The sequence below is a fragment of the Stenotrophomonas sp. 28608_Sma genome (assembly GCF_056486185.1).
This window is the reverse complement of record NZ_CM151308.1, coordinates 4767362-4788361: the sequence shown is the minus strand read 5'-3', so window position 1 is coordinate 4788361 and position 21000 is coordinate 4767362. Positions and strand designations below refer to the sequence as shown.

Here is a 21000-nt window from a genome sequence, read left to right as displayed (position 1 = left end):
GACTTCCTGGACCACCATAACGGATCAGGAGCGGTAGCGCCGGCCGCTGGCCGGCAACCTCATTGATGGGGGGCGTCGCAGTGCAGATGCCGGCCAGCGGCCGGCACTACCGCACGGGGATCAATCGCCGAGCAGCGCGGTGTTGCGTACGGCGCCCTTGTCGGCACTGGTGGCCAGCAGCGCGTAAGCCTTCAGCGCGCTGGTGACCTTGCGCGGGCGGGGTGCGCGCGGCTTCCAGCCGCGGGCATCGGCGTCGGCGCGGCGCTGGGCCAGCGTGGCCTCATCCAGCAGCAGGTCGATGCGGCGCGCCGGGATGTCGATGCGGATGCGGTCGCCGTTTTCCACCAGGCCGATGACACCGCCGCTGGCGGCTTCCGGCGAGACGTGGCCGATCGACAGGCCCGAGGTTCCGCCGGAAAAGCGGCCATCGGTGAGCAGCGCACATTGCTTGCCCAGCCCCTTCGATTTCAGATAGCTGGTCGGGTACAGCATCTCCTGCATGCCGGGGCCGCCCTTCGGGCCTTCGTAGCGGATGACCACCACCTCGCCCGGCTGCACCTCGTCAGCGAGGATGCCGGCGACGGCGGCGTCCTGGCTTTCGTAGACGCGCGCGGGGCCTTCGAACACATGGATCGACTCGTCCACACCGGCGGTCTTCACCACGCAGCCGTCGATGGCCAGGTTGCCGCGCAGCACGGCCAGCCCGCCTTCCAGCGAATACGCGTGCTGCAGCGAGCGGATGCAGCCCTCGGCGCGGTCTACGTCCAGCGTCGGCCAGCGCGTGGCCTGGCTGAAGGCTTCCTGGGTGGGGATGCCGGCCGGGCCAGCCTTGAAGAAGGTATGCAGGGTGTCGTTGTCACTGCGCACCACGTCCCAGCGTTCCAGTGCTTCGGCCAGGCTGGCGCTGTGCACGGTCGGCACCGTGGTTTCGAGCAGGCCGGCGCGGTCCAGTTCACCGAGGATGCCGAACACGCCGCCGGCGCGGTGCACGTCCTCGATGTGGTACTTCGGCGTGTTCGGCGCCACCTTGCACAGCTGCGGCACGCGCCGTGACAGCGCATCGATGTGGATCAGGTCGAAGTCCACTTCGGCTTCCTGCGCTGCGGCCAGCAGGTGCAGGATGGTATTGGTCGATCCGCCCATTGCGATGTCCAGGGTCATCGCGTTGGCGAACGCGGCCTGGGTGGCGATGCCGCGCGGTAGTGCGCTCGGGTCTTCGCCGCCATACCAGCGGTGGCAGAGCTCGACGATCAGGCGGCCGGCACGGCGGAACAGCGCCTCGCGGTCGGCATGGGTTGCCAGCGTGGTGCCATTGCCCGGCAGCGACAGGCCCAGTGCTTCGGTCAGGCAGTTCATTGAGTTGGCGGTGAACATGCCCGAGCAGGAGCCGCAGGTGGGGCAGGCGCTGCGCTCGAACGCCGCCACCTTCTCGTCGGAGGCGCTGTCATCGGCGGCCACCACCATCGCATCGACCAGGTCCAGCTTGTGCTCGGACAGCTTGGTCTTGCCCGCTTCCATCGGCCCGCCGGAGACGAACACCACCGGGATGTTGAGGCGCAGCGCGGCCATCAGCATGCCGGGGGTGATCTTGTCGCAGTTGCTGATGCACACCAGCGCGTCGGCGCAGTGCGCGTTGACCATGTACTCCACGGCGTCGGCGATGATCTCGCGGCTGGGCAGCGAATACAGCATGCCGTCGTGGCCCATCGCGATGCCATCGTCCACGGCGATGGTGTTGAATTCCTTGGCGACGCCGCCGACCTGCTCGATCTCGCGCGCGACCAGCTGGCCGAGGTCCTTCAGGTGCACGTGGCCGGGCACGAACTGGGTGAAGGAGTTGGCGATGGCGATGATCGGCTTGTGGAAGTCGCCGTCCTTCATGCCGGTGGCACGCCACAGGGCGCGGGCGCCGGCCATGTTGCGGCCGGCAGTGGAGGTGCGGGAGCGGTATTCAGGCATGGCTGGCGGAACGGGCGGGCCGTACAACGTGGGGGTCGCCCGATCATGGCCAATTTTTTCGGTTGCTGCTGCAACCACCCGTTTTCGGTAGATGCCGACCTTGGTCGGCGCCGTGCCGTGTGTGCCAACCAAGGTTGGCACCTGCCAGAGCGGTGCGCCGCCCGGGGTCGGATCCCATCGCGGCGCGATGGGCTCTGACCCCAATGCCCGACGAAAATGAAAGTCCGTTCATCTTTCGGACTTTGCCGATTCCGGTTGCTGGTCCGGATTTGGCATCATTGGGGCATTGATCCGTCGACAGGGCATGAGGCCATGAAACGTTCCCGCACCACCGCGCTGCTGCTGATGAGCGCCGCACCGCTGCTGTTCACCGCCTGCCAGAAGGAGCCGGAGGTGAAGGTGCAGGAAGGCCTGTACACCTCGGTGGAGGCCTGCACCGAGGCCACCGGCGATCCCTCGTCGTGCCGCAATGCGTTCGCCGAAGCGCAGAAGCAGGCCGCCGATGCGGCGCCGAAGTACGCCAGCAAGGAAGCCTGCGAGAAGGACTACAAGCCGGAACAGTGCGTGCAGCAGCACACCTCGGCCGGTACCTCGTTCATCGGCCCGATGATGATGGGCTTCTTCATGTCGCAGATGCTGAGCAACCGCGGCGGCCTCGCGCCGCAGGCGCCGGCGGCGTCGCCGGCCTACCAGGACAAGAGCGCTGGTTGGGCGCGTCCGGCACCGGGCGGTACCGGTGGCCTGAACACCGCCAGCGGCATCGGCGCCGGCAAGGCGGGCCTGGCGCCGGTCACCAGCGAACCGAACCGTGCGGTCACCGCCAGCCGTGGTGGCTTCGGCAACACCAGCGCACGCCGCAGCACCAGCGGCAGCTACGGCGGCTGATCGACCCATGCAGCGTATCCGGATTGCCGAGCGTGCCCAGTGGCGGGCACGCGCGGAAGAGGCGGGTTTCCGCTTCCACACCATCGACGGCCAGCCGTACTGGGATGAAAGCGCGTATTACGCGTTCACCCTGCGCCAGATCGAGCAGGACATCGAAGACCCCAGCGCCGAGCTGCACCAGATGGCGCTGGACCTGGTCGGCGATGTCATCGGCAGCGAACGCCTGATGGACCAGCTGGCGATTCCGTCGCATTACCGCGACTGGATCGCCGACAGCTGGCGCCAGCGCCAGCCGCATCTGTACGGTCGCCTGGACCTGGCCTACGACGGTACCGGCCCGGCCAAGCTGTACGAACTGAACTACGACACGCCGACCTCGCTGTTCGAGGCCAGCTTCTTCCAGTGGCAGTGGCTGGAGGACCAGCGCAACGCCGGTCGCCTGCCGCAGCACGCCGACCAGTTCAACGCGATCCACGAAACGCTGGTCGAGCGTTTCGGCGAACTGGCCACGCAGCTGCCGCCGCCGCTGTATTTCAGTGCCGTGGGCAGCTCCGAAGAAGACCGCGGCACCGTCGACTATCTGCGCGACTGTGCATCGCAGGCCGGCCTGCATGGCCAGGCCATCGCCATCGAGGACATTGGCCTGTCCGAGGACGGCCGCTTCACCGCGCTGGACGATGCGGTGATCGGCACGCTGTTCAAGCTGTATCCGCTGGAAGACCTGATGGCCGAGGAATTCGGTCGCGCGCTGCCCGGCTCGGGCGTGCAGCTGCTGGAGCCGGCGTGGAAGGCGGTGCTGAGCAACAAGGGCATCCTGCCGCTGCTGTGGCAGCGCAACGTGGGCCATCCGAACCTGCTGGAAGCGCATTTCGATGACGGCAGCACGCTGGCGTCGGGCTGGGTGCGCAAGCCGCTGTTCTCGCGCGAAGGTGCCAACATCGAGATGCACCTGGCCGATGGCAGCACCCAGCGCAGCGAAGGGCCTTACGACGGCCCGGCGATCATCCAGCGTGCGCATCCGCTGACCCGCTTCGAAGGCGGCTACCCGCTGATCGGCAGCTGGGTGGTGGGTGACCACGCCTGCGGCATCGGCATCCGCGAAGACGACAGCGCGATCACCCGCGACAGTGCGCGCTTCGTGCCGCACGCGATCGTTGATGAGGCGCCGACGCGGATCTACGTCTGATGACGGTACGGCGCAACCGGGCCGGCGTGGGCAACCGACGCCGGTCGTAGAACAACCCCTGTAGGTAGAGGCCGACCTTGGTCGGCGCCGTTGATTCCGTGCCAACCAAGGTTGGCACCTACCAGAGCGGTGCGTCGGTTGTTGCAGGGGTAGTGCCGGCCGCTGGCCGGCAACCGCCGTTGGTAGATGCCGACCCTGGTCGTCGCAGTGGGTTCGTGCCAACCAAGGTTGGCACCCACCAGAGCGATACGTTGGTTGTTGCAGGGGTAGTGCCGGCCGCTGGCCGGCAACCGTTGTTGGTAGATGCCGACCCTGGTCGGCGCCGTTGATTCCGTGCCAACCAAGGTTGGCACCTACCAGAGCGGTGCGTCGGTTGTTGCAGGGGTAGTGCCGCCCGCTGGCTGGCAACCGCCGTTGGTAGATGCCGACCTTGGTCGTCGCAGTGGGTTCGTGCCAACCAAGGTTGGCACCCACCAGAGCGATACGTTGGTTGTTGCAGGGGTAGTGCCGGCCGCTGGCCGGCAATCGCCGTTGGTAGATGCCGACCTTGGTCGGCGCCGTGGGTTTCGTGCCAACCAAGGTTGGCACCTACCAGAGCGGTGCGTCGGTTGTTGCAGGGGTAGTGCCGGCCGCTGGCCGGCAACCGTTGTTGGCATCCACCAAAGCGATCGTTGGTATCAGAGCAGCCCTTCGCGCTTCACCGCCAGGTAGCGTTCCACCAGCGCACCGGGCAGGGCATCGGCGGTCACGTCCAGCACCATCACCTTCTCGCTGCGCAGCGCCTCATGCGCCTTCGCGCGCTGCTGCAGATACAGCGCCGCTGCACCGGCCTGGGTGGCGTCTTCCAGTGTCTGCACTTCGCTGTCCAGCACGCCGTCCAGCTCACGCTCGCGCAGGCTGGCCACGCATACCAGATGGCGCTGCTGCAGCAGGCGCACCGCCGCCAGCAGGTCTTCGATGTCTTCGTCGCGCACGTTGCTGACCAGCATCACCAGCGCGCGCCGGCGCTGGCGCAGCGACACTTCGGTGGCGGCGGCCAGGTAGTCGGTGGCCACCGCGCGCGGCTGCAGATCGTAGCTGGCGCGCAGCAGGTGCTCGACGGTGCCCATCCCGCGCTGCGGTGCCACCCAGCGGCGCTCGCCACCGGTGGCGAACAGGCCGGCGGCATCGCCCTGGCGCAGCGCCAGGTAGGCCACCACCAGCGAGGCGTTCAATGCATGATCGAAGTGCGAGAGCCCGCCTTCGCTGGCCAGCATGCGGCGGCCACTGTCGAGCATCAGCAGCAGCTGCTGGTTCTTCTCGTCCTGGTACTCGCGCGAGATCAGCTTGCGCGCACGCGCGGTGGCCTTCCAGTCGAGCTGGCGCAGGCTGTCGCCGATGCGGTACTCGCGCATCTGGTGGAAGTCGGTGCCTTCACCGCGGCGGCGCTTCACGTGTGCACCGACCAGCCGCGAGGCCTGGTCGGCACTGAACAATGCGAAGCGGGTGAGCGGCACGAAGTTCGGATAGACCCGCACGTCCAGTGCGGGCGGCAGCGTGCGTTGCTGCCACCACAACCGCCACGGTGAACGCATGCGCAGGTGCACGCCTTCGAAGCGGAAATGCCCACGCTGCAACGGCTGCAGGTGGTAGTGCAACGTGGAGGCACTGCCGGCCTGCAGGCGCACGCGCTGCGGCAGCGCTTCCAGCGGCCAGCCACCGGGCACCAGGTCGAACACCTGCACCGTCATCGGTGCGTCCGCCTGCAGTCGCAGTGCAGCCTCGCGGCGCACGCCCAGTGCCAGCGCTTCGGGCAGTTCGCGCTGCACCTGCGGCGACGGACGCCGCGACTGGCGCCATAGATCCACCAGCGCCGGCACGGCAATCGCCAGCGCCGCCAGCGCCCAGCTCCAGCGCGGCAGCAACCCGCCCAGCACCAGCCCGCCCAGGACAGCCCAGGCCAGCAGCAGCGCCAGCAGCAGCGGGGCCGGCCTCATCGGCGCGGCGCTTCCACCTTGGCCAGCAGCGCGCCCAGCACGTCGTCGGCGTCCTGGCCTTCGATCTGCAGTTCCGGTGCCAGCGCGATGCGGTGGCGCAGCGCCGGGCGTGCGATGTCGCGCACGTCATCCGGAGTGACGAAATCACGACCGGCCAGCACCGCCTGTGCACGCGAGGCACGCACCAGCGCGATGCTGCCACGCGGGCCGGCGCCGACCGCGATACCCGGCCACTGCCTCGTGGCCGCCACAATCCGCACCGCGTAGTCGATCACTTCGTCGTCGACGGTGATCGCCGCAGTGGCGCGCTGCAGTTCCAGCAGCTCACCAGCACCGAGCACGCGTGGCACCTGGCTCAGGTCGAAATCGCTGGCGGCGCGGCCGCTGGTGATCGCGGTCACCATGCGCTTCTCGTCCTCCAGCTGCGGGTAGTCGATCAGCACCTTCAGCAGGAAGCGGTCCAGCTGTGCTTCCGGCAGCGGGTAGGTGCCTTCCTGCTCCAGCGGGTTCTGCGTGGCCAGCGCCATGAACGGCGGCGCCAGGGTGAAGGCCTTGCCTTCGATGGTCACCTGGCCTTCCTGCATCACTTCCAGCAGCGCCGACTGGGTCTTGGCGGGTGCACGGTTGATCTCGTCGGCCAGCAGCAGGTTGGTGAACACCGGGCCGCGGCGGATCTTGAAGCTCTCGCTCTTCGGGTCGTACACCGCGTGGCCGCTGACGTCGCTGGGCATCAGGTCGGGGGTGAACTGTACACGCCCGTAATCCAGCTCCAGGGCCTGTGCCAGTGCGCGCACCAGCAGGGTCTTGCCCAGCCCGGGCACGCCCTCGATCAGCACGTGACCACCGGCAAGCAGCGCCACCAGGATCTGGTCCAGCACATCGGCCTGGCCGATGAAGGCGTGGCCGACGGCATCGCGGATGGCATCGACGCGTTCGATCAGGCGGGCGTTGGCGGCCGCCGGCAGCTCGGGGACTTCGGTCATAGCAGGGATCTCATCTGGAGCAGCAAGCGGATGCGCTCGCGCAGGGCGGAGGAATCGTGCGGCGGTGGGGGCGTGAGCGCGCTGGCGACGCGGCCCTGCGGCCACTTCAGCAGCTCGGCGATGGCCTGATCGCGCGGCGCACCATCCAATGCGGCGGCAATCGGTGCGCGCAGGCGCAGGCGGTGCAGGAACAGGGCGAGCACGGCCTCGTACAGGCGTATGCCGTGACCGAAGCGCAGCAGCAGTTCGCCACTGGCGCGCACGTGCTCCAGCAGCGAACGGCGTTCCAGAACCGGCGACGGCAGCAGGCTGCCGAAGCGCTGCGAGCGGCCCCAAAGCCAACCCAGCAGGGCCAGCAGCAACGGCACCCACAACGGCCAGCCCTGATAGAACATGCGCGACCACAGCGACGGCGGGCGGCTGGCATAGACCAGCCAGACCGCACCCTTGCCATAGTTCGGATCGAGCAGGTAGCGGGTCAGGTCGCGATGCGCAGCGTCGTGCAGGCCGTCGCTGGCCCCGCCACCTGCCGACGCCAGGCGCGCTGCCGGTGAGTCCACTTCGCTGCGCATGAACTCCATGTCGGCCAGCACGCTCACTCTGCCCTGGCCGTGGCGCAGGCGCGCGAACACCAGGTCGCGATCAGTGCCCCAGCGGCGTTCGGCCTGCGCACTGGCGGCAAAGCCCAGGGTGAAGCGGCGGCCACCACAGAATTCGACGTGGCCCGGATCGTCGTCGACATGGAAGGCCTGGCAGTCGCTGCGCTGGAACAGGCTGTCCACGCCCAGCCGGTCCAGCAGGGGGCCCTGCGTGCTGCCGGCATCGTCCTCGGCCGGCGGCGGCGTACGTACCAGCAGGTGGCCACCCCCGTCGACCCAGTCCAGCAGTGCGCTGGCGACGGGCGGCGGCAGTTCGCTGCTGTCCTGCAGCAGCACTACCGTGTCGTGGCGCCCCAGCGTCATCTGCTGCAACTCCAGCCGCGGTCGCGAATGCACGTCGATGCCATCGGCGCGCAGGGCCTGGCCGAGTACGTACAGCGGGTTGTAGGCGGCCTCGCCCTGTGGCGGCAGCCGGATCGTCTCGGTCACCCGTTCGTGCGTGCGCAGGTAGAGGATGGTCAGCGGTACGCCGAACAGCACCAGCACGCCCAGCAGCAACGACCAGAACAGGCGCGGACTCATGCCTGCCACCCGTACTGCTGGCGCAGGGTATCGGCCAACGCATCGAAATCGGCGCGGCTGGGCAGGCGGCCACCGTAGGCAGCGTACTGCCACATGCGCACGATGCGCGCGAACAGGTCACGGTCGCTGGCCTGGGGCATGCGTCGCGATGCGCGCAGGCATTGCGCTTCGGTGGCACCGGGTGGAAGCGCGATACCGCTGCGCTCGCCCACCGTGCGCACGCTGGCGCGGTACAGCAGGGCCAGCGCCTGCCGCGGCCGGCCCTGGTCCCAGAGCAGGCCGGCCTGGGTGGCCACGTCCGGCGGCAGCACCACCGGCAACTCCACCTGCTCCTCCAGCACCTTCGGTGCAGCGTCGGCCTTGCGCCGGCCACTGCCACGCAGCCACGGCAGCCACAGCCGCGTGGTCAGCAGCAGCACCAGCAGCAGGATGCCGAGCAGGCCCCACAGGCCCCATTCGGCCAGCCGTGCCAGCCAGGCGATGCCGTCCTTGCGCGCCTTGCGTTCACCTTTGCTGTTGGTGTCACGCTGCAGCTGCTTGTCTTCCTTCTTTTTTTCCTCGGCCTGCTCGATCGGCTTCCAGCGGGTCACCTGGCGGGTCGGGCGCTGCAGCGGGTCTTCATAGGCGCGGTTCACTGCCTGACGGAAACCGGCGGTGTCCACCGGCGCTGTACCGAAGATCATTGCCGGCGTATTGGCGGGGTCGTTGGCCGCGGTGGCCGCGGTGGCCGGTTCTTCCGCACTGTCTTCGTCCTCTTCGGCATCGCCTGCCTGCTCCGCGACCGTCTGCGCGTCCTGCGCATGCACCGGTGCGGACACCAGCGGCAGTGCCAGCCACAGCAGCAGCGCCAGCGTCGATGCTGCCGGCAGCAGCCGCTCGCGCAGGCGGCGCAGGGCGATTTCAACGTCCCAGGCTTCCATCTGCGTTCGACGGTTCAAGTACAGGCCAAAGCCCGCACCGACGAAGAACGGGCCGATCAGCACCGAGGCCAGCCAGCACGCCAGGTTGAAGCCCAGCCGTGCCCATGCCGGCGTGTCCTTGCCAATCATGTCCCACGCCGCACGCCACGATTCGGACATCAGCTCCAGTGGCATGAACATGAACACCGCACCGATCGCGCCGGATACCAACACGGCTTCGAACGCCAGGCAGGTCACCGTCAGTACCAGTGCCGCGCCCACTGCGCCGGCTGCCACCGCACGACGGCGTGGGCCGCGTTGGCCCGGTGTGTTGCCTTCCAGCAGGTTCACCGGCAGGCACAGGCTGCGCAGCACGCTGAAGCGGCGCCAGCCCAGGTAGCCCCAGAAACCGGTGTTGCCCCAGTGGCGCTGCGCGCGCAGGGCGGCCAGCGTGCCGACCGGCTCACCGAAAATGCCGCGCGACAGCACGTACAGCGGCGCGCGTTCGAACAGCGGCTTGCACCACCACATCGCCAGCCAGGCCCAGCCGAAGGCATCCAGCCACCAGCCCAGCGCGTTGAAGATCACGAACAGCGGTGCACTGGCCAGCAGCCAGCTGCCCCACAGCGCACGCGCGTGACGGCGGGACAGGGCGGTGCCCAGCTCCATCGCTTCCCAGCCACTGCGGGCGCGCAGCGCCACGTCCAGGCGGTCAATGCGCATGGCCGCCCCCACGTCCGCCGCGCCACAGCCACAGCAGCACGCCGGCCCACAACACACCGGCCACGCTGAACTTGCCCCACGCCGGTACTTCGGCAAGCGAGGACCAGAAGGCTTCGATGAAGGCGGCCACCAGCAGCATGAAGGCGACGCCGAGGCACAGCCGTGCGCCGATGCGGCCGCCTTCGACCAGTGCATCCAGGCGGCTGCGCCGGCCCGGTGCCAGCAGCTTCATGCCCAGCTGCAGACCGGCACCGCCGGCGATCACGATCGCGGTCAGCTCGAAGGCACCGTGGCCGACCACGAAGCGCCAGAACGGGTCGCCATGGCCGATGTGCTGCAGGTGACCGGCCACCGAACCGATGATCACGCCGTTGAACAACAGCACCAGCAGCGTGCCCAGCCCAGCCAGCAGCCCGCTGGCGAAGGTGCGCAGGGCGATGCTGATGTTGTTCATGATGTAGTGGCCGAACATCATCCAGTCGGTGCCGCTGTCACGCCCCAGGCGCTCGGCGGCGGGATCGTACATGCGCTCCATCTCGGCGATCTGGCGGTTGTCCATCAGCATGTGGATCAGGTCCGGATAGACCTGCACCAGCACGAAGCAGGCCACCGCCGGCAGCGCGAACATCGCCAGCGCCACCCACATGCTGCGCGCCTGGCTGCGCACCAGCAGCGGGAAATCGGCCACCAGGAACTCCAGGGCACCCCGCCAGCGCGTCGGCGGCGTGCGGTACAGCACGCTGTGGCCCTGCTGCATGAGCTGCTGCAGGCGCTGCACCAGCTGCGGGCTGTAGCCGCGTTCGCGGGCCAGCGCCAGTTGCTGGCACAGCCGCCGGTAGCGCTGCGGGAAGGTGGTGTCGTCCAGTGCCAGGCCGCTGGCCTTGCGGCGCGTGCGGCGTGAGGCACCGGCACGCAGCAGCAGCCACTGCTCCAGGTCCTGCCATTCCTGCTGGTAGCGGGCGACGAACTGTTCCTGCTTCATCGCCGCCCCAGCAGCCAGTTGGCCATCGCATACAGGCGCAGCACGCCGACCTGGCCATGGGTGCCGGTAAGTGGCTCGGCAATACCGGCCAGCTCCTGCTGGCGCGCCGCCGACAACCGTGGCGCGCGCTCGGCGAAGGCCATCAACGCAGCCTGTTCCTCTGGTCGCAGGGGCTGCGGCGGGGCCAGCACGCTGTCGATGGTCGGCGGCGGTGGCAGGTACAGCGCGGGTGCGTGCACCACCACGGTGCCCGCCACCAGGTCGCCAAGGCGGCGGCCATGCGGATCGAACAGGCTGCTGATCAGGCCCAGCGCATAGCCGAACGGCAGCATGTCCACCGTGCGCAGCAGGTTGCGGGTGATCGCCGCCATCCAGCCTACCGGCGCGCCATCGCGGGACAGCACGCGCAGCCCCAGCGCACGCTTGCCCAGCGTGCGCCCCCACAACGCTTCGCAGACGATCGGGTAGGCCCAGTAGACCAGGAACATCAGCACCAGGTAGAGGCCGGAGCCGAACTTGTCCAGCAGCGCCAGCGGAATGGACACCAGCACCAGTGCCGCGATGCGCACGCCAAGATCGACCAGCCAGGCCATCGCCCGCGGTACCGGGCCGGCGGCAGGCAACTGCAGCGGCACACCCTCCGGCGTCACCACCTCGCGGTAGGTATCGAGCATCGGTGCGGCCATCAGCGCGATGGCCTTCGTTGTGGGCGCCGGAGTCCTCTCCGGCGGGCAGCCACAGGCATGGGGGTCTCGACAGGTCCTGGTCGGGCCAAGACTTTAGCAGAGCCGCATGGCAGCGTCGGGGGCTCAGCCCCGGTATTCGTCCTTCAGCCGCACGTAGTGGTCGGCCGAGTAATGCAGCGCCTCGATCTCCTTGTCACTGAGCGTGCGTGCCGGTCGTGCAGGGTTGCCGACCCACAGCTCGCCTTCGCCCACCACCTTGCCGGGGCCGATCACCGCACCGGCGCCGACGAAGCCATGGCGCTCCACGCGGGCGCCATCGAGGATGCAGGCGCCCATGCCGATCAGGCTGTAATCGCCGATCGTGCAGGCATGGATGATGCAGCCGTGGCCGACGGTCACGCCTTCGCCGATCAGGGTCGGGTAGCCGGCCTTGTTGTACGGGCTGTGGTGGCTGACGTGGATGATGGTGCCGTCCTGCACGTTGGTGCGTGCACCGATACGCACATGGTTGACGTCGCCGCGGATGACCGTGCCCGGCCATACCGACACGTCATCGGCCAGCTCCACGTCGCCGATGATGGTGCAGGCCGGATCGATGTACACGCGTTCGCCGAGGACGGGCATCTTGTCGCGGAAGGGGCGCAGCGGGTTCATCGAAGTCTCCGGAAATCAGGGCGTTCACGACGATGATACCTGCGTGGTCTGCACGCCGCGCGCGCACCGCAGGGTAGTGCCGGCCGCTGGCCGGCAACCTCATGGGCGTGTCTGGAGTTCTGCGATTGCCGGCCAGCGGCCGGCACTACCCGCTACGGTTCGTAGCTGCAGCCGATGCTGTATGCGGAACAGCGGATCGCGCGCAGCATTGCAGTGGATCCACGCCATGCGTGGATGGCATCCACCGCGCTCGTGTTATGCCACGCGTCCCCGGCGTGCGCGCTCCAGGTGCACCAGCAGCAGCGAGATCGCTGCCGGGGTCATGCCCGGAATGCGCTGTGCCTGGCCGATGGTCTGCGGGCGTACGCGCTCCAGCTTCTGCAGCGCTTCGGCCGACAGCCCGCGCACGGTCGCGTAATCGAAGGCTTCAGCGATCGGCGTGGCTTCGTGCCGCTGCTGGCGCTCGATCTCCTCGCGCTGGCGGTCCAGGTAGCCGGCGTACTTCACGCCGATCTCCACCTGCTCGGCAACCTTGCCATCGGCCACCGCCGGGCCCAGCGAGGGCACCTGCATCAGCTTGGCGTAATCCAGCTCGGGGCGCTTGATCAGGTCCAGCACGTTGGTCTCGCGACTGACCGCCACGCCCAGCGTCTCGTTCACTTCGCGGCCCAGTGCATTGGCCGGGGTTGCCCACAGCGCACCCAGGCGTGCGCGCTCGGCAGCGACGGCGGCCTGCTTGGTCTCGAACGCGCTCCAGCGGCGATCATCCACCAGGCCCATTTCGCGGCCGGTCGGGGTCAGGCGCTGGTCGGCATTGTCCTCGCGCAGCTGCAGGCGGTACTCGGCGCGGCTGGTGAACATGCGGTACGGCTCGTTGGTGCCGTGGGTGATCAGGTCATCCACCAGCACGCCCAGGTAGGCCTCGTCGCGACGCGGGCACCAGCCGTCCAGCCCGCGCACCTGGCGTGCGGCGTTGAGGCCGGCCAGCAGGCCCTGCGCGGCGGCCTCTTCGTAGCCGGTGGTGCCGTTGATCTGGCCAGCGAAGAACAGGCCGTTGACCAGCTTGGTCTCCAGCGAGGCCTTCAGCCCGCGCGGGTCGAAGAAGTCGTACTCGATCGCGTAGCCGGGGCGGGTGATGTGTGCGTTCTCGAAGCCACGGATGCTGCGCACCATCTCCAGCTGCACGTCGAACGGCAGCGAGGTGGAGATGCCGTTGGGATAGATCTCGACGATGCCCAGGCCTTCGGGTTCGACGAAGATCTGGTGGCTGGCCTTCTCGGCGAAGCGCACCACCTTGTCCTCGATGGACGGGCAGTAGCGCGGGCCGATGCCTTCGATCTGGCCGCTGTACAGCGGTGAGCGGTGCAGCGCGTCGCGGATGATCTGGTGGGTCTGCTCGGTGGTGTGGGTGATCCAGCAGCTGACCTGCTGCGGATGCTCGTCCACCGAGCCGAGGAAGGACATCACCGGCCGCGGCGAATCGCCGGGCTGCTCGTCCATCACGCTGTAGTCCAGCGAGCGGCCATCGATGCGCGGCGGCGTGCCGGTCTTCAGGCGGTCCACCTGGAACGGGCGCTCGCGCAGCCGCGCGGCCAGCGTGGTGGCCGGCGGGTCGCCCATGCGGCCGGCGGCGTACTGGGTCGGGCCGACATGGATCTTGCCGGCCAGGAAGGTGCCGGCGGTCAGCACCACGGCCTCGGCATCGAAGCGCAGCCCGGTCTGGGTGATGACCCCGCGCACGGCGTCGCCTTCGATGACCAGGTCGTCCACGGCGGCCTGGAACACGGTCAGGTTGGCCTGGCCTTCGACGATGGCGCGGATCGCCATGCGGTACAGGTTGCGGTCGGCCTGGCAGCGGGTGGCGCGCACGGCCGGGCCCTTGGAGGCATTGAGCGTGCGCCACTGGATGCCGGCGCGGTCGGCGGCATGCGCCATCGCACCGCCCAGCGCGTCGATCTCCTTGACCAGGTGGCCCTTGCCGATGCCGCCGATGGCCGGGTTGCAGCTCATCGCACCCACCGTTTCGATGTTGTGGGTCAGCAGCAGGGTGCGCACGCCGGTGCGGGCCGCGGCCAGCGCGGCTTCGGTGCCAGCGTGGCCACCGCCGATGACGATGACGTCGTAACGATGGAAGGACGGATTCATGGGGGCTGTTCAGCTGGGGGCGGGCGCGGCCGGAGGCGGCGCCGGGGTGGCGATTTTAGCGCCATTCGGGGCCGGGACGTCGCCGCCGGCCGGCCAGCGCCGAAATCAGCCCTAAAGTTGGCAGGATTTTTGCAGATAACCCAATAGCACCCACCGTGGCTGGCGCCGTAGGCGCCCGTGACCGGAATTGGAACAGGGGCCGGTACAGGCGCACGGTGGGGGAGCAGAGGGCCGGCAGTCGGGGGACTGTCCGGCCCTGTTTTTTTGCGGCTGTCGGGAAGGCGCCATCCACGCATGGCGTGGAGCTACTGACGCTGGGGCCCTCGCCGGTTGGCGACCCAACAAAACAAACGGCCCCGCATTGCGGGGCCGTTTGTTTTCAGAGGTGCCGACATCCGACAGGGCCGGAACAGGGGGGATCCAGATGTTCCTGTCGGATATCGACGTAGAGCTTTTTGCGGCGGCCCGTGTCGTTTTTGTCACTTTGTGACGCGGGCCGTCACTGTCCGCGTAGATTGCGGCTTAGACCGTGTGAAATGCAAGACGGTTCAGCGCTCAACTGTGCGCTGCGTCGCACGATCCATGTTGCGCCAGGGGGAACCGTTCATCCTCGGCGCACTCGGTGCCGGTGCCGGACGGGCCTGCGGCGGGGGCGCCGACGGCTGGGCGTTCGATTGCGGCGGGCGGCGCATGGAGTCCATGTTCCGCCACGGCGAACCCCCGTTGTACGACGGACGCGACGGCGGCGGCGGACGGTGCTCGCCGCCATTGCCCGGACGCGGCGGCGGGCGGTGGTTGTGCGGCGGACGGTAGATCGGGCGCGAGTAATACGGGTTGCCGTAGCCGCCGTAGTAGCCGCCATAGCCACCGTAGTAGGGGCCGTAGTTGTAGGGATAGCCGGCCGGGTAGCGGTATTCCACCGACGGCGCACCGTGGTAGTAGCTGCCGCTGCGGCCGCCGCCGACATAGTCGTAGGTGGTGCAGCCGGTCAGGGCCAGCAACAGGCCACCGGCAAGCATCAGGCGCATTTTCATGGTGGGTCCCCCCAGAGGACGGGTGTGCAGTCAGCTTCGGGCGCCAGCGTTGAATCGGCCCTTAATTCCGCCGGCCAGGATGAATGGAGGCGTAGGGCTGCATGCTGGCATGACCTGTGTCCCGGTCGCCAGCGCGGGGGCATACGTTAATCTTGCGTCATGAGCGATTCACTGTTGCCCCGCGCCGACGACGTCCTGCTTGCTGCCGCGAGGATCGCCCCGCATGCCAGCGTGACCCCGGTGCTGCGCTCGCACACGCTCGATGCGCTGGCCGGGGCACAGCTGGCGTTCAAGGCCGAGCACCTGCAGCGTGGTGGTGCGTTCAAGTTCCGCGGTGCCTGCAACGCGGTGTGGTCGCTGGAGGCTGATTCCGCCAGTGCCGGCGTGGTCACCCACTCCTCTGGCAATCACGGCGCCGCGCTGGCGCTGGCCGCACGTACCCGGGGCATTCCCTGTCACGTGGTGGTGCCGGAAGGTGCGGTGGCGGCCAAGCTGGCCAATATTGCGCGCCATGGCGCCACGCTCTGGCACTGCCCGCCGACCATTGCCGACCGTGAGGCCACCTGCGCCAAGGTGCAGGCCGACACCGGTGCGACCCTGGTGCATCCTTATACGAATCCGGCGGTGATGGCCGGGCAGGGCACCGCCGCCCTGGAACTGCTGCACAGCGACGGCCCGTTCGACGTGCTGGTGGTGCCGGTGGGCGGCGGCGGCCTCGCCAGCGGCACTGCGCTGGCCCTGCAGCACGCCAGCCCGCAGACCCGTCTGGTGCTGGCCGAACCGGCCGGTGCCGACGATACCGCGCGCTCGCTGGCCGCTGGCGAGCGCCAGGACGCGTTCACCCCGGACACGATCTGCGATGGCCTGCGTACCCTGATCGGCGCGCCCAATTTCGAACTGCTGCGCGCGGCCGGTGCCGAGGTGATCGTGGTCGATGACGCGGCGACGATGGCCGCGATGCGCCTGCTGTGGGAGGTGCTCAAGCAGGTGGTCGAGCCGTCCTCGGCCACCGTGCTGGCTGCGGTGCTGGCGCAGCCGCAACGTTTCGCCGGACTGCGCGTGGGCCTGGTGCTGTCCGGCGGCAACGTCGACCTGCCAGCGCTGCGCTGGGGGGCGCCGTGAGCCGCGACCGGCAGCGGCCTCGCACCGGCCTGCTGGGCTGGCTGTGGCGGCTGTTTGTCCTGCTGGTGATCTGGCTGCTGGGCGTGACTGCCTGGATCGTCTGGGTCGGCGAGCGTGACCAGGCCGCCAAGGCCGACGCCATCATCGTGCTGGGTGCGGCCGCCTATGACGCCAAACCGTCACCGGTGTTCGAAGAGCGTATCCGGCATGGGCTGGACCTGTACGAGGCCCAGTACGCGCCGCTGCTGATCTTCACCGGCGGCTACGGTGGCACCGGTGCGCGTTTTTCCGAATCGCAGGTGGCGCGGCGTTATGCGCTGAAACATGGCGTGCCGGACGATGCGATCCTGATCGAAACCGCCTCGCGCAATACCGTGCAGAACCTGGTTGAAGCCAAGCGGCTGATGGACCAGCGCGACCTGCACCGGGTGATCATCGTCAGCGATCCGCTGCACATGGCGCGCGCGCTGCGCCTGAGCAAGGCGCTGGGCATCGATGCGCTGGCCTCGTCCACGCCCAGCACGCGCTTCCGCAGCTTCCACACCAGCTGGCGCTTCCTGGTGCAGGAAATCTATTTCTTCCACCGCGACCTGGTGCGCCCGCCGCTGAGTTCGCCGGCCAATACCTGAGGCGGAAGCCTGCATTTGGGTGGGTGCCGACCTTGGTCGGCACACTGCTGGCGGCACCGCGATCTGATGGGGTGTGCCAACCAAGGTTGGCACCTACCGGAGCGATTCGCGTGCGGTGTGGATTGCGGTAGTGCCGGCCGCTGGCCGGCAGATGCCCACCATGGAATCGCGAGGTTGCCAGCCAGTGGCCGGCACTACCGGACGATCAGCTCTGCTTGCGCCGGATCGGAATTGCCGACACCGGCACCGCGGCCACGTCATGCCCGCCTTCGCGGATCGGTGCGCCCGGGTCCGGTGCCCAGGCGTGCGCATAGATCACTTCCCAGCTGCTGGGCAGCTTGCCGTCGGCACGGCGCATCGGTTCATACGCCGCTGCCGCAGCGGCGAAACGGCCACGCCCGGTCAGCGTGTGGCGACGGTCGACGCGGGCATTGGTCGCGCCCATCGCACGCAGCTCGCGCATCAGTGACGGCAGGTCGTCGTAGGTCAGGGTGAACAGGTCGCGGTCCAGCACCGGGTCGCGGAAGCCGGCCATCATCAGCGCATCGCCGAACTGGGCGATCTGCGCGAAGCGGCTCACGTGCGGGCGGTCATCGGCGGCGGCGAATGCCTCGTTGAGTTCAATCAGGGTTTCCGGGCCGAAGGTGGAACACACCAGCAGGCCACCTGGCTTGAGCACACGGCGGAACCCGGCGAACACCGCCGGCAGGTCGTCCACCCACTGCAGGCACAGGTTGCTGAAGATCACGTCCACGCTGTTGTCGGCCAGCGGCAGCGCGGCGGCGTCGCCGCACAGCCGCTGGAACGGCTTCCACCAGCCGGCCTGGCGCTTGGCCTGGTCCAGCATCGGCAGCGCCACGTCCAGCGCGATCACCTGCGCCTTCGGCCAGCGCTTCTTCATCAACGCGCTGGCATGGCCGGTGCCGGCACCAATGTCCAGCACCACCTCGGGCTTGCGTGCCTCCAGGTAGTCCAGCGATTCGATCAGCCGTGACTGCACTTCGCGCTGCAGGGCGGCGGCGGCGTCGTAGCTGTTGGCGGCACGGGCGAACGCGCGGCGGACGTGGCGGGCATCGAAGTGGGACGGCATTGCGAAAGTCTCTTAGAACGTACCGGGGTAGGCGCCGCCGTCGATCAGCAGGTTCTGCCCGGTGAGGTAACCGGCCTGTGCACTGCACAGGAAGGCGCAGGCGGCGCCGAATTCGTCGGGTGTGCCGAAGCGGCCGGCGGGGATCTGCTGGCGGCGGCGTTCGGCCACTTCGTCGGCGTCGCCGTCCTTGCCCGCACTGTGGGCGAAGTTGGCGCGCAGGCGGTCGGTGTCGAACTGGCCGGGCAGCAGGTTGTTGATGGTGACGTTGTGGGCCACGGTGCGGCGCGATAGGCCGGCGACGAAACCGGTCAGGCCACTGCGCGCGCCGTTGGACAGCGCCAGGATATCGATCGGGGCTTTCACCGCCGACGAGGTGATGTTGACGATACGGCCGAAGCCGCGCTCGATCATCGCGTCGACGGTGGCGCGGATCAGCGCGATCGGCGCCAGCATGTTGGCGTCCAGCGCGGCAATCCAGTCGTCGCGCTCGAAGGTGCGGAAATCACCGGGCGGCGGACCACCGGCGTTGTTGACCAGGATGTCCACCTGCGGGCATGCGGCCAGCGCCGCGACGCGGCCGGCTTCGGTGGTGACGTCGGCGGCGATCGCGCGCACCTCGGCGGCACCGGCCAGCGCGCGCAGCTCTTCAGCGGCGGCCTGCAGGGCGGCTTCACCGCGGGCCACGATCACCACGTTGACGCCTTCACGCACCAGCGCACGCGCGCAGCCCAGGCCCAGCCCCTTGCTTGCGCCGCAGACCAGTGCCCAGCGGCCATTGATACCCAGATCCATGCGTCAATCCCGCGGAATGAGGAAGGCGCTCATTGTCCGCCATCGGCCGGTGACAGGCCGGCAACGAAGTGTTGCAGGGCGGCGGCCACATCATCGGCATGGCCGAGGAAGGGCGCATGGCCGCCGTGGGCGATGGTCAGCGCCTGCGCGCCCGGGGTCAGCGCCGCAGCGGCCTGCATGGCGACCGGTGACACCAGGCGGTCGCGCTGGCCGGCGATCCACAGGCTGGGTTTGCCCAGCGTTGGCAGGGCACCGCGCAGGTCGGTGCTTTCGAGCAGGCGCAGGCCTTCCAGCAGGGCGCGTTCAGTGGGGGCACCGCGCTCGACCAGGCGCTGGCGCAGCGTGCGCAGCTCCTCGCGGGCGTGCGCCGAGCCCATCACGTCCAGCGCCAGGAAGCGCTCCAGGGTACCGCCGAAATCGTTGGCCAGCTCGCGCCCGAACTGCTCGAACACCTCCGGTTCCACCGCGTGCGGCCAATCCTCGCCACGCACGAAACGCGGCGTGGCAGCGATCATCGCCAGCCCGCGTACCTTCGGCAGCGTTGCCGCCGCGTGCAATGCGAACAGGCCGCCCAGCGACCAGCCGCACCACACCGCCGGCGGCGTGGCCGCAGCAATGGCACTGACCACGAACGGCAGGCGCAGCGGCGTGGTGTCCTCGCGACTGTGTCCATGGCCGGGCAGGTCGACAAGATGCAGGGTGAACTGGTCCGCAAGCCGCTGCACCAGCGGCGCGAACACGCCGCCCTGCAGGGCCCAACCGTGGATCAGCACCAGGTCCGGGCCACGGCCGGTGACGTCAATATGCATGGGCAACGACACGGAACTCAGGCAAAGACAGGCAGCGGCGGTGGCGCGGCTTCACGCACGGCCAGGGTCACGCGATCGCGCGCGCTGGCGATGGCCTCCACCAGGCCACGCACCTGTTCCGGCGTATGCAGCGCGGACAGGGTGACGCGCAGGCGTGCCTTGCCTTCCGGCACCGTCGGTGGGCGGATCGCGCCGACCAGCCAGCCGGCCTGCTCCAGCGCCGTGGACATCGCCACGGCGGTATGGTCATCACCACATAGCAGCGGCTGGATCGGCGTTTCCGAAGCCATCAGGTCCAGGCCGTGGCGACGCGCTTCACTGCGGAACAGCGCGATCAGGTCGGTCAGTTTGGTGCGGCGCCAGTGGTCGCGGCGCGCCAGGCGCACTGCTTCAAGCGCCGCAGCGGCCATCGCCGGTGGCACGGCGGTGGTGTAGATGTACGGGCGCGCGGTTTCGGCCAGATGCTCGATCAGGTCGTCACGGCCCAGCACCAGTGCACCGGAACCGCCCAGTGCCTTGCCCAGCGTGACCAGTTGCAGCGGTACGTCGTCCACGCCCAGCCCGGCGGCGGCCACGGCACCACGGCCATCACCGACCACGCCCACGCCGTGCGCGTCATCGACGTAGAACAGCGCCTGCTGCAGGCGTGCCACAAGCGACAATGCACGCAGCGGTGCGATGTCGCCATCCATGCTGAAGACACCATCGGTGGCCAGCATCGCCGCGCCATCGGGCGCGTGCTTGAGTTGACGCATCGCGCCTTCCGCATCCAGATGCGGATAGCGGCGCAGGCGTGCACCGGCCAACCGCGTCGCATCGAGCAGGCTGGCGTGGTTGAGCTTGTCCTGTACGCAGACATCGTTCTCTTCGCTCAGCAATGCCTGCTGCACCGCCAGGTTGGCGGCGAAGCCACTGCCGAACAGCAGCGCACGCGGATAGCCCAGCCACTCGGCTACTTCGCGTTCAAGTGCCTCGTGCAGGGCGTGGTGGCCGCAGACCAGGTGCGAGGCACCGGCGCCAGCACCTTCGCGCGCGGCAGCATCCTGCAGCGCATTGACCACGCTGAACTGCTGGGCCAGGCCCAGGTAATCATTGCTGCAGAAGCCGGTCAGCCACTGGCCGTCCACTTCCAGGCGCACGCCATCACGACGGCTGACCGTGCGTCGCGGGCGGCGACGGCCTTGGGCATCGCGCAGGGCGCGTTGGGCGTGGAGGCGGGCGGTCAGGTCGGGGCGGGCCATGGTGGCTGAATGCGACGACGGGGC

At 68.8% G+C, this 21000-nt stretch carries 18 protein-coding genes; 4 read left to right on the top strand and 14 right to left on the bottom strand.

Features of this window, described 5'->3' with window-relative positions; all coding sequences use genetic code 11:
- Positions 1-120: 120 nt before the first annotated feature.
- Positions 121-1959: a dihydroxy-acid dehydratase gene (gene ilvD / locus ACZLHH_RS22545; RefSeq protein ID WP_132810985.1), complete on the bottom strand. Its 1839-nt coding sequence runs from the start codon at positions 1957-1959 to the stop codon at positions 121-123.
- A 312-nt stretch (positions 1960-2271) separates the two neighbouring features.
- On the opposite strand from ilvD, the gene ACZLHH_RS22540 reads away from it, so the two are divergent.
- Positions 2272-2844: a DUF1190 domain-containing protein gene (locus ACZLHH_RS22540; protein ID WP_071228542.1), complete on the top strand. Its 573-nt coding sequence runs from the start codon at positions 2272-2274 to the stop codon at positions 2842-2844.
- Between the two features lie 7 nt (positions 2845-2851).
- The gene (locus tag ACZLHH_RS22535; protein WP_180844644.1) at positions 2852-4030 is read left to right on the top strand and encodes a glutathionylspermidine synthase family protein; all 1179 of its coding nucleotides are present in this window, start codon (positions 2852-2854) and stop codon (positions 4028-4030) included.
- Between the two features lie 677 nt (positions 4031-4707).
- Here ACZLHH_RS22535 and ACZLHH_RS22530 read toward each other — a convergent pair.
- The 9 genes from ACZLHH_RS22530 to ACZLHH_RS22490 form a co-directional block, all read right to left on the bottom strand.
- Positions 4708-6006 (bottom strand): DUF58 domain-containing protein, encoded by a 1299-nt coding sequence (locus ACZLHH_RS22530; protein ID WP_180844643.1) that lies wholly within the window; start codon positions 6004-6006, stop codon positions 4708-4710.
- Positions 6003-6989 carry an AAA family ATPase gene (locus ACZLHH_RS22525; RefSeq protein WP_005411535.1) on the bottom strand — a complete coding sequence of 329 codons (987 nt, stop codon included), beginning with the start codon at positions 6987-6989 and terminating at the stop codon, positions 6003-6005. The genes ACZLHH_RS22530 and ACZLHH_RS22525 overlap by 4 nt, the downstream gene beginning before the upstream one ends.
- Positions 6986-8170 (bottom strand): DUF4350 domain-containing protein, encoded by a 1185-nt coding sequence (locus ACZLHH_RS22520; protein ID WP_180844642.1) that lies wholly within the window; start codon positions 8168-8170, stop codon positions 6986-6988. Before ACZLHH_RS22520 ends, ACZLHH_RS22525 begins: the two co-directional genes overlap by 4 nt.
- Positions 8167-9792 carry a DUF4129 domain-containing protein gene (locus ACZLHH_RS22515; protein WP_180844641.1) on the bottom strand — a complete coding sequence of 542 codons (1626 nt, stop codon included), beginning with the start codon at positions 9790-9792 and terminating at the stop codon, positions 8167-8169. Before ACZLHH_RS22515 ends, ACZLHH_RS22520 begins: the two co-directional genes overlap by 4 nt.
- Complete coding sequence (locus ACZLHH_RS22510) at positions 9782-10774, bottom strand: stage II sporulation protein M (RefSeq protein WP_032129115.1); 993 nt, start codon at positions 10772-10774, stop codon at positions 9782-9784. The genes ACZLHH_RS22515 and ACZLHH_RS22510 overlap by 11 nt, the downstream gene beginning before the upstream one ends.
- The gene (locus tag ACZLHH_RS22505) at positions 10771-11460 is read right to left on the bottom strand and encodes an RDD family protein (RefSeq protein ID WP_049400866.1); all 690 of its coding nucleotides are present in this window, start codon (positions 11458-11460) and stop codon (positions 10771-10773) included. Before ACZLHH_RS22505 ends, ACZLHH_RS22510 begins: the two co-directional genes overlap by 4 nt.
- A 123-nt stretch (positions 11461-11583) precedes the next feature.
- Positions 11584-12114: a gamma carbonic anhydrase family protein gene (locus ACZLHH_RS22500; RefSeq protein WP_032129113.1), complete on the bottom strand. Its 531-nt coding sequence runs from the start codon at positions 12112-12114 to the stop codon at positions 11584-11586.
- A 255-nt stretch (positions 12115-12369) separates the two neighbouring features.
- The gene (gene mnmG, locus ACZLHH_RS22495; RefSeq protein WP_049400865.1) at positions 12370-14259 is read right to left on the bottom strand and encodes a tRNA uridine-5-carboxymethylaminomethyl(34) synthesis enzyme MnmG; all 1890 of its coding nucleotides are present in this window, start codon (positions 14257-14259) and stop codon (positions 12370-12372) included.
- 548 nt (positions 14260-14807) lie between these two features.
- Positions 14808-15293 (bottom strand): hypothetical protein, encoded by a 486-nt coding sequence (locus tag ACZLHH_RS22490; protein WP_019337023.1) that lies wholly within the window; start codon positions 15291-15293, stop codon positions 14808-14810.
- 159 nt (positions 15294-15452) lie between these two features.
- Here ACZLHH_RS22490 and ACZLHH_RS22485 point away from each other — a divergent pair, with 159 nt between their 5' ends.
- The gene (locus tag ACZLHH_RS22485) at positions 15453-16415 is read left to right on the top strand and encodes a pyridoxal-phosphate dependent enzyme (protein WP_049400864.1); all 963 of its coding nucleotides are present in this window, start codon (positions 15453-15455) and stop codon (positions 16413-16415) included.
- A complete protein-coding gene (locus ACZLHH_RS22480; protein WP_071228615.1) occupies positions 16400-17044 on the top strand; it encodes a YdcF family protein in 645 nt (214 codons plus the stop codon). The genes ACZLHH_RS22485 and ACZLHH_RS22480 overlap by 16 nt, the downstream gene beginning before the upstream one ends.
- Positions 17045-17249: 205 nt before the next feature.
- On the opposite strand, the gene bioC is transcribed toward ACZLHH_RS22480, so the two are convergent.
- From bioC to bioF, 4 genes are read right to left on the bottom strand one after another with little or no spacing between them, the layout of a single operon-like run.
- Positions 17250-18134, bottom strand: coding sequence for a malonyl-ACP O-methyltransferase BioC (bioC, locus tag ACZLHH_RS22475; protein ID WP_180844640.1), 885 nt, complete (start codon positions 18132-18134; stop codon positions 17250-17252).
- Between the two features lie 12 nt (positions 18135-18146).
- Positions 18147-18926, bottom strand: a complete 780-nt coding sequence (locus ACZLHH_RS22470; RefSeq protein ID WP_180844639.1) for an SDR family oxidoreductase — start codon at positions 18924-18926, stop codon at positions 18147-18149.
- A 29-nt stretch (positions 18927-18955) separates the two neighbouring features.
- The gene (gene bioH / locus ACZLHH_RS22465) at positions 18956-19735 is read right to left on the bottom strand and encodes a pimeloyl-ACP methyl ester esterase BioH (RefSeq protein ID WP_071228535.1); all 780 of its coding nucleotides are present in this window, start codon (positions 19733-19735) and stop codon (positions 18956-18958) included.
- Between the two features lie 17 nt (positions 19736-19752).
- Positions 19753-20976, bottom strand: a complete 1224-nt coding sequence (bioF, locus tag ACZLHH_RS22460; protein WP_180844638.1) for an 8-amino-7-oxononanoate synthase — start codon at positions 20974-20976, stop codon at positions 19753-19755.
- Positions 20977-21000: the final 24 nt, after the last annotated feature.

What these genes read in the sequence shown, in the direction of transcription:
- ilvD (WP_132810985.1), bottom strand. Translation starts at nt 1,959, where the DNA reads ATGCCTGAATACCGCTCCCGCACCTCCACTGCCGGCCGCAACATGGCC.
- ACZLHH_RS22540 (WP_071228542.1), top strand. Translation starts at nt 2,272, where the DNA reads ATGAAACGTTCCCGCACCACCGCGCTGCTGCTGATGAGCGCCGCACCG.
- ACZLHH_RS22535 (WP_180844644.1), top strand. Translation starts at nt 2,852, where the DNA reads ATGCAGCGTATCCGGATTGCCGAGCGTGCCCAGTGGCGGGCACGCGCG.
- ACZLHH_RS22530 (WP_180844643.1), bottom strand. Translation starts at nt 6,006, where the DNA reads ATGAGGCCGGCCCCGCTGCTGCTGGCGCTGCTGCTGGCCTGGGCTGTC.
- ACZLHH_RS22525 (WP_005411535.1), bottom strand. Translation starts at nt 6,989, where the DNA reads ATGACCGAAGTCCCCGAGCTGCCGGCGGCCGCCAACGCCCGCCTGATC.
- ACZLHH_RS22520 (WP_180844642.1), bottom strand. Translation starts at nt 8,170, where the DNA reads ATGAGTCCGCGCCTGTTCTGGTCGTTGCTGCTGGGCGTGCTGGTGCTG.
- ACZLHH_RS22515 (WP_180844641.1), bottom strand. Translation starts at nt 9,792, where the DNA reads ATGCGCATTGACCGCCTGGACGTGGCGCTGCGCGCCCGCAGTGGCTGG.
- ACZLHH_RS22510 (WP_032129115.1), bottom strand. Translation starts at nt 10,774, where the DNA reads ATGAAGCAGGAACAGTTCGTCGCCCGCTACCAGCAGGAATGGCAGGAC.
- ACZLHH_RS22505 (WP_049400866.1), bottom strand. Translation starts at nt 11,460, where the DNA reads ATGGCCGCACCGATGCTCGATACCTACCGCGAGGTGGTGACGCCGGAG.
- ACZLHH_RS22500 (WP_032129113.1), bottom strand. Translation starts at nt 12,114, where the DNA reads ATGAACCCGCTGCGCCCCTTCCGCGACAAGATGCCCGTCCTCGGCGAA.
- mnmG (WP_049400865.1), bottom strand. Translation starts at nt 14,259, where the DNA reads ATGAATCCGTCCTTCCATCGTTACGACGTCATCGTCATCGGCGGTGGC.
- ACZLHH_RS22490 (WP_019337023.1), bottom strand. Translation starts at nt 15,293, where the DNA reads ATGAAAATGCGCCTGATGCTTGCCGGTGGCCTGTTGCTGGCCCTGACC.
- ACZLHH_RS22485 (WP_049400864.1), top strand. Translation starts at nt 15,453, where the DNA reads ATGAGCGATTCACTGTTGCCCCGCGCCGACGACGTCCTGCTTGCTGCC.
- bioC (WP_180844640.1), bottom strand. Translation starts at nt 18,134, where the DNA reads ATGCCGTCCCACTTCGATGCCCGCCACGTCCGCCGCGCGTTCGCCCGT.
- ACZLHH_RS22470 (WP_180844639.1), bottom strand. Translation starts at nt 18,926, where the DNA reads ATGGATCTGGGTATCAATGGCCGCTGGGCACTGGTCTGCGGCGCAAGC.
- bioH (WP_071228535.1), bottom strand. Translation starts at nt 19,735, where the DNA reads ATGCATATTGACGTCACCGGCCGTGGCCCGGACCTGGTGCTGATCCAC.
- bioF (WP_180844638.1), bottom strand. Translation starts at nt 20,976, where the DNA reads ATGGCCCGCCCCGACCTGACCGCCCGCCTCCACGCCCAACGCGCCCTG.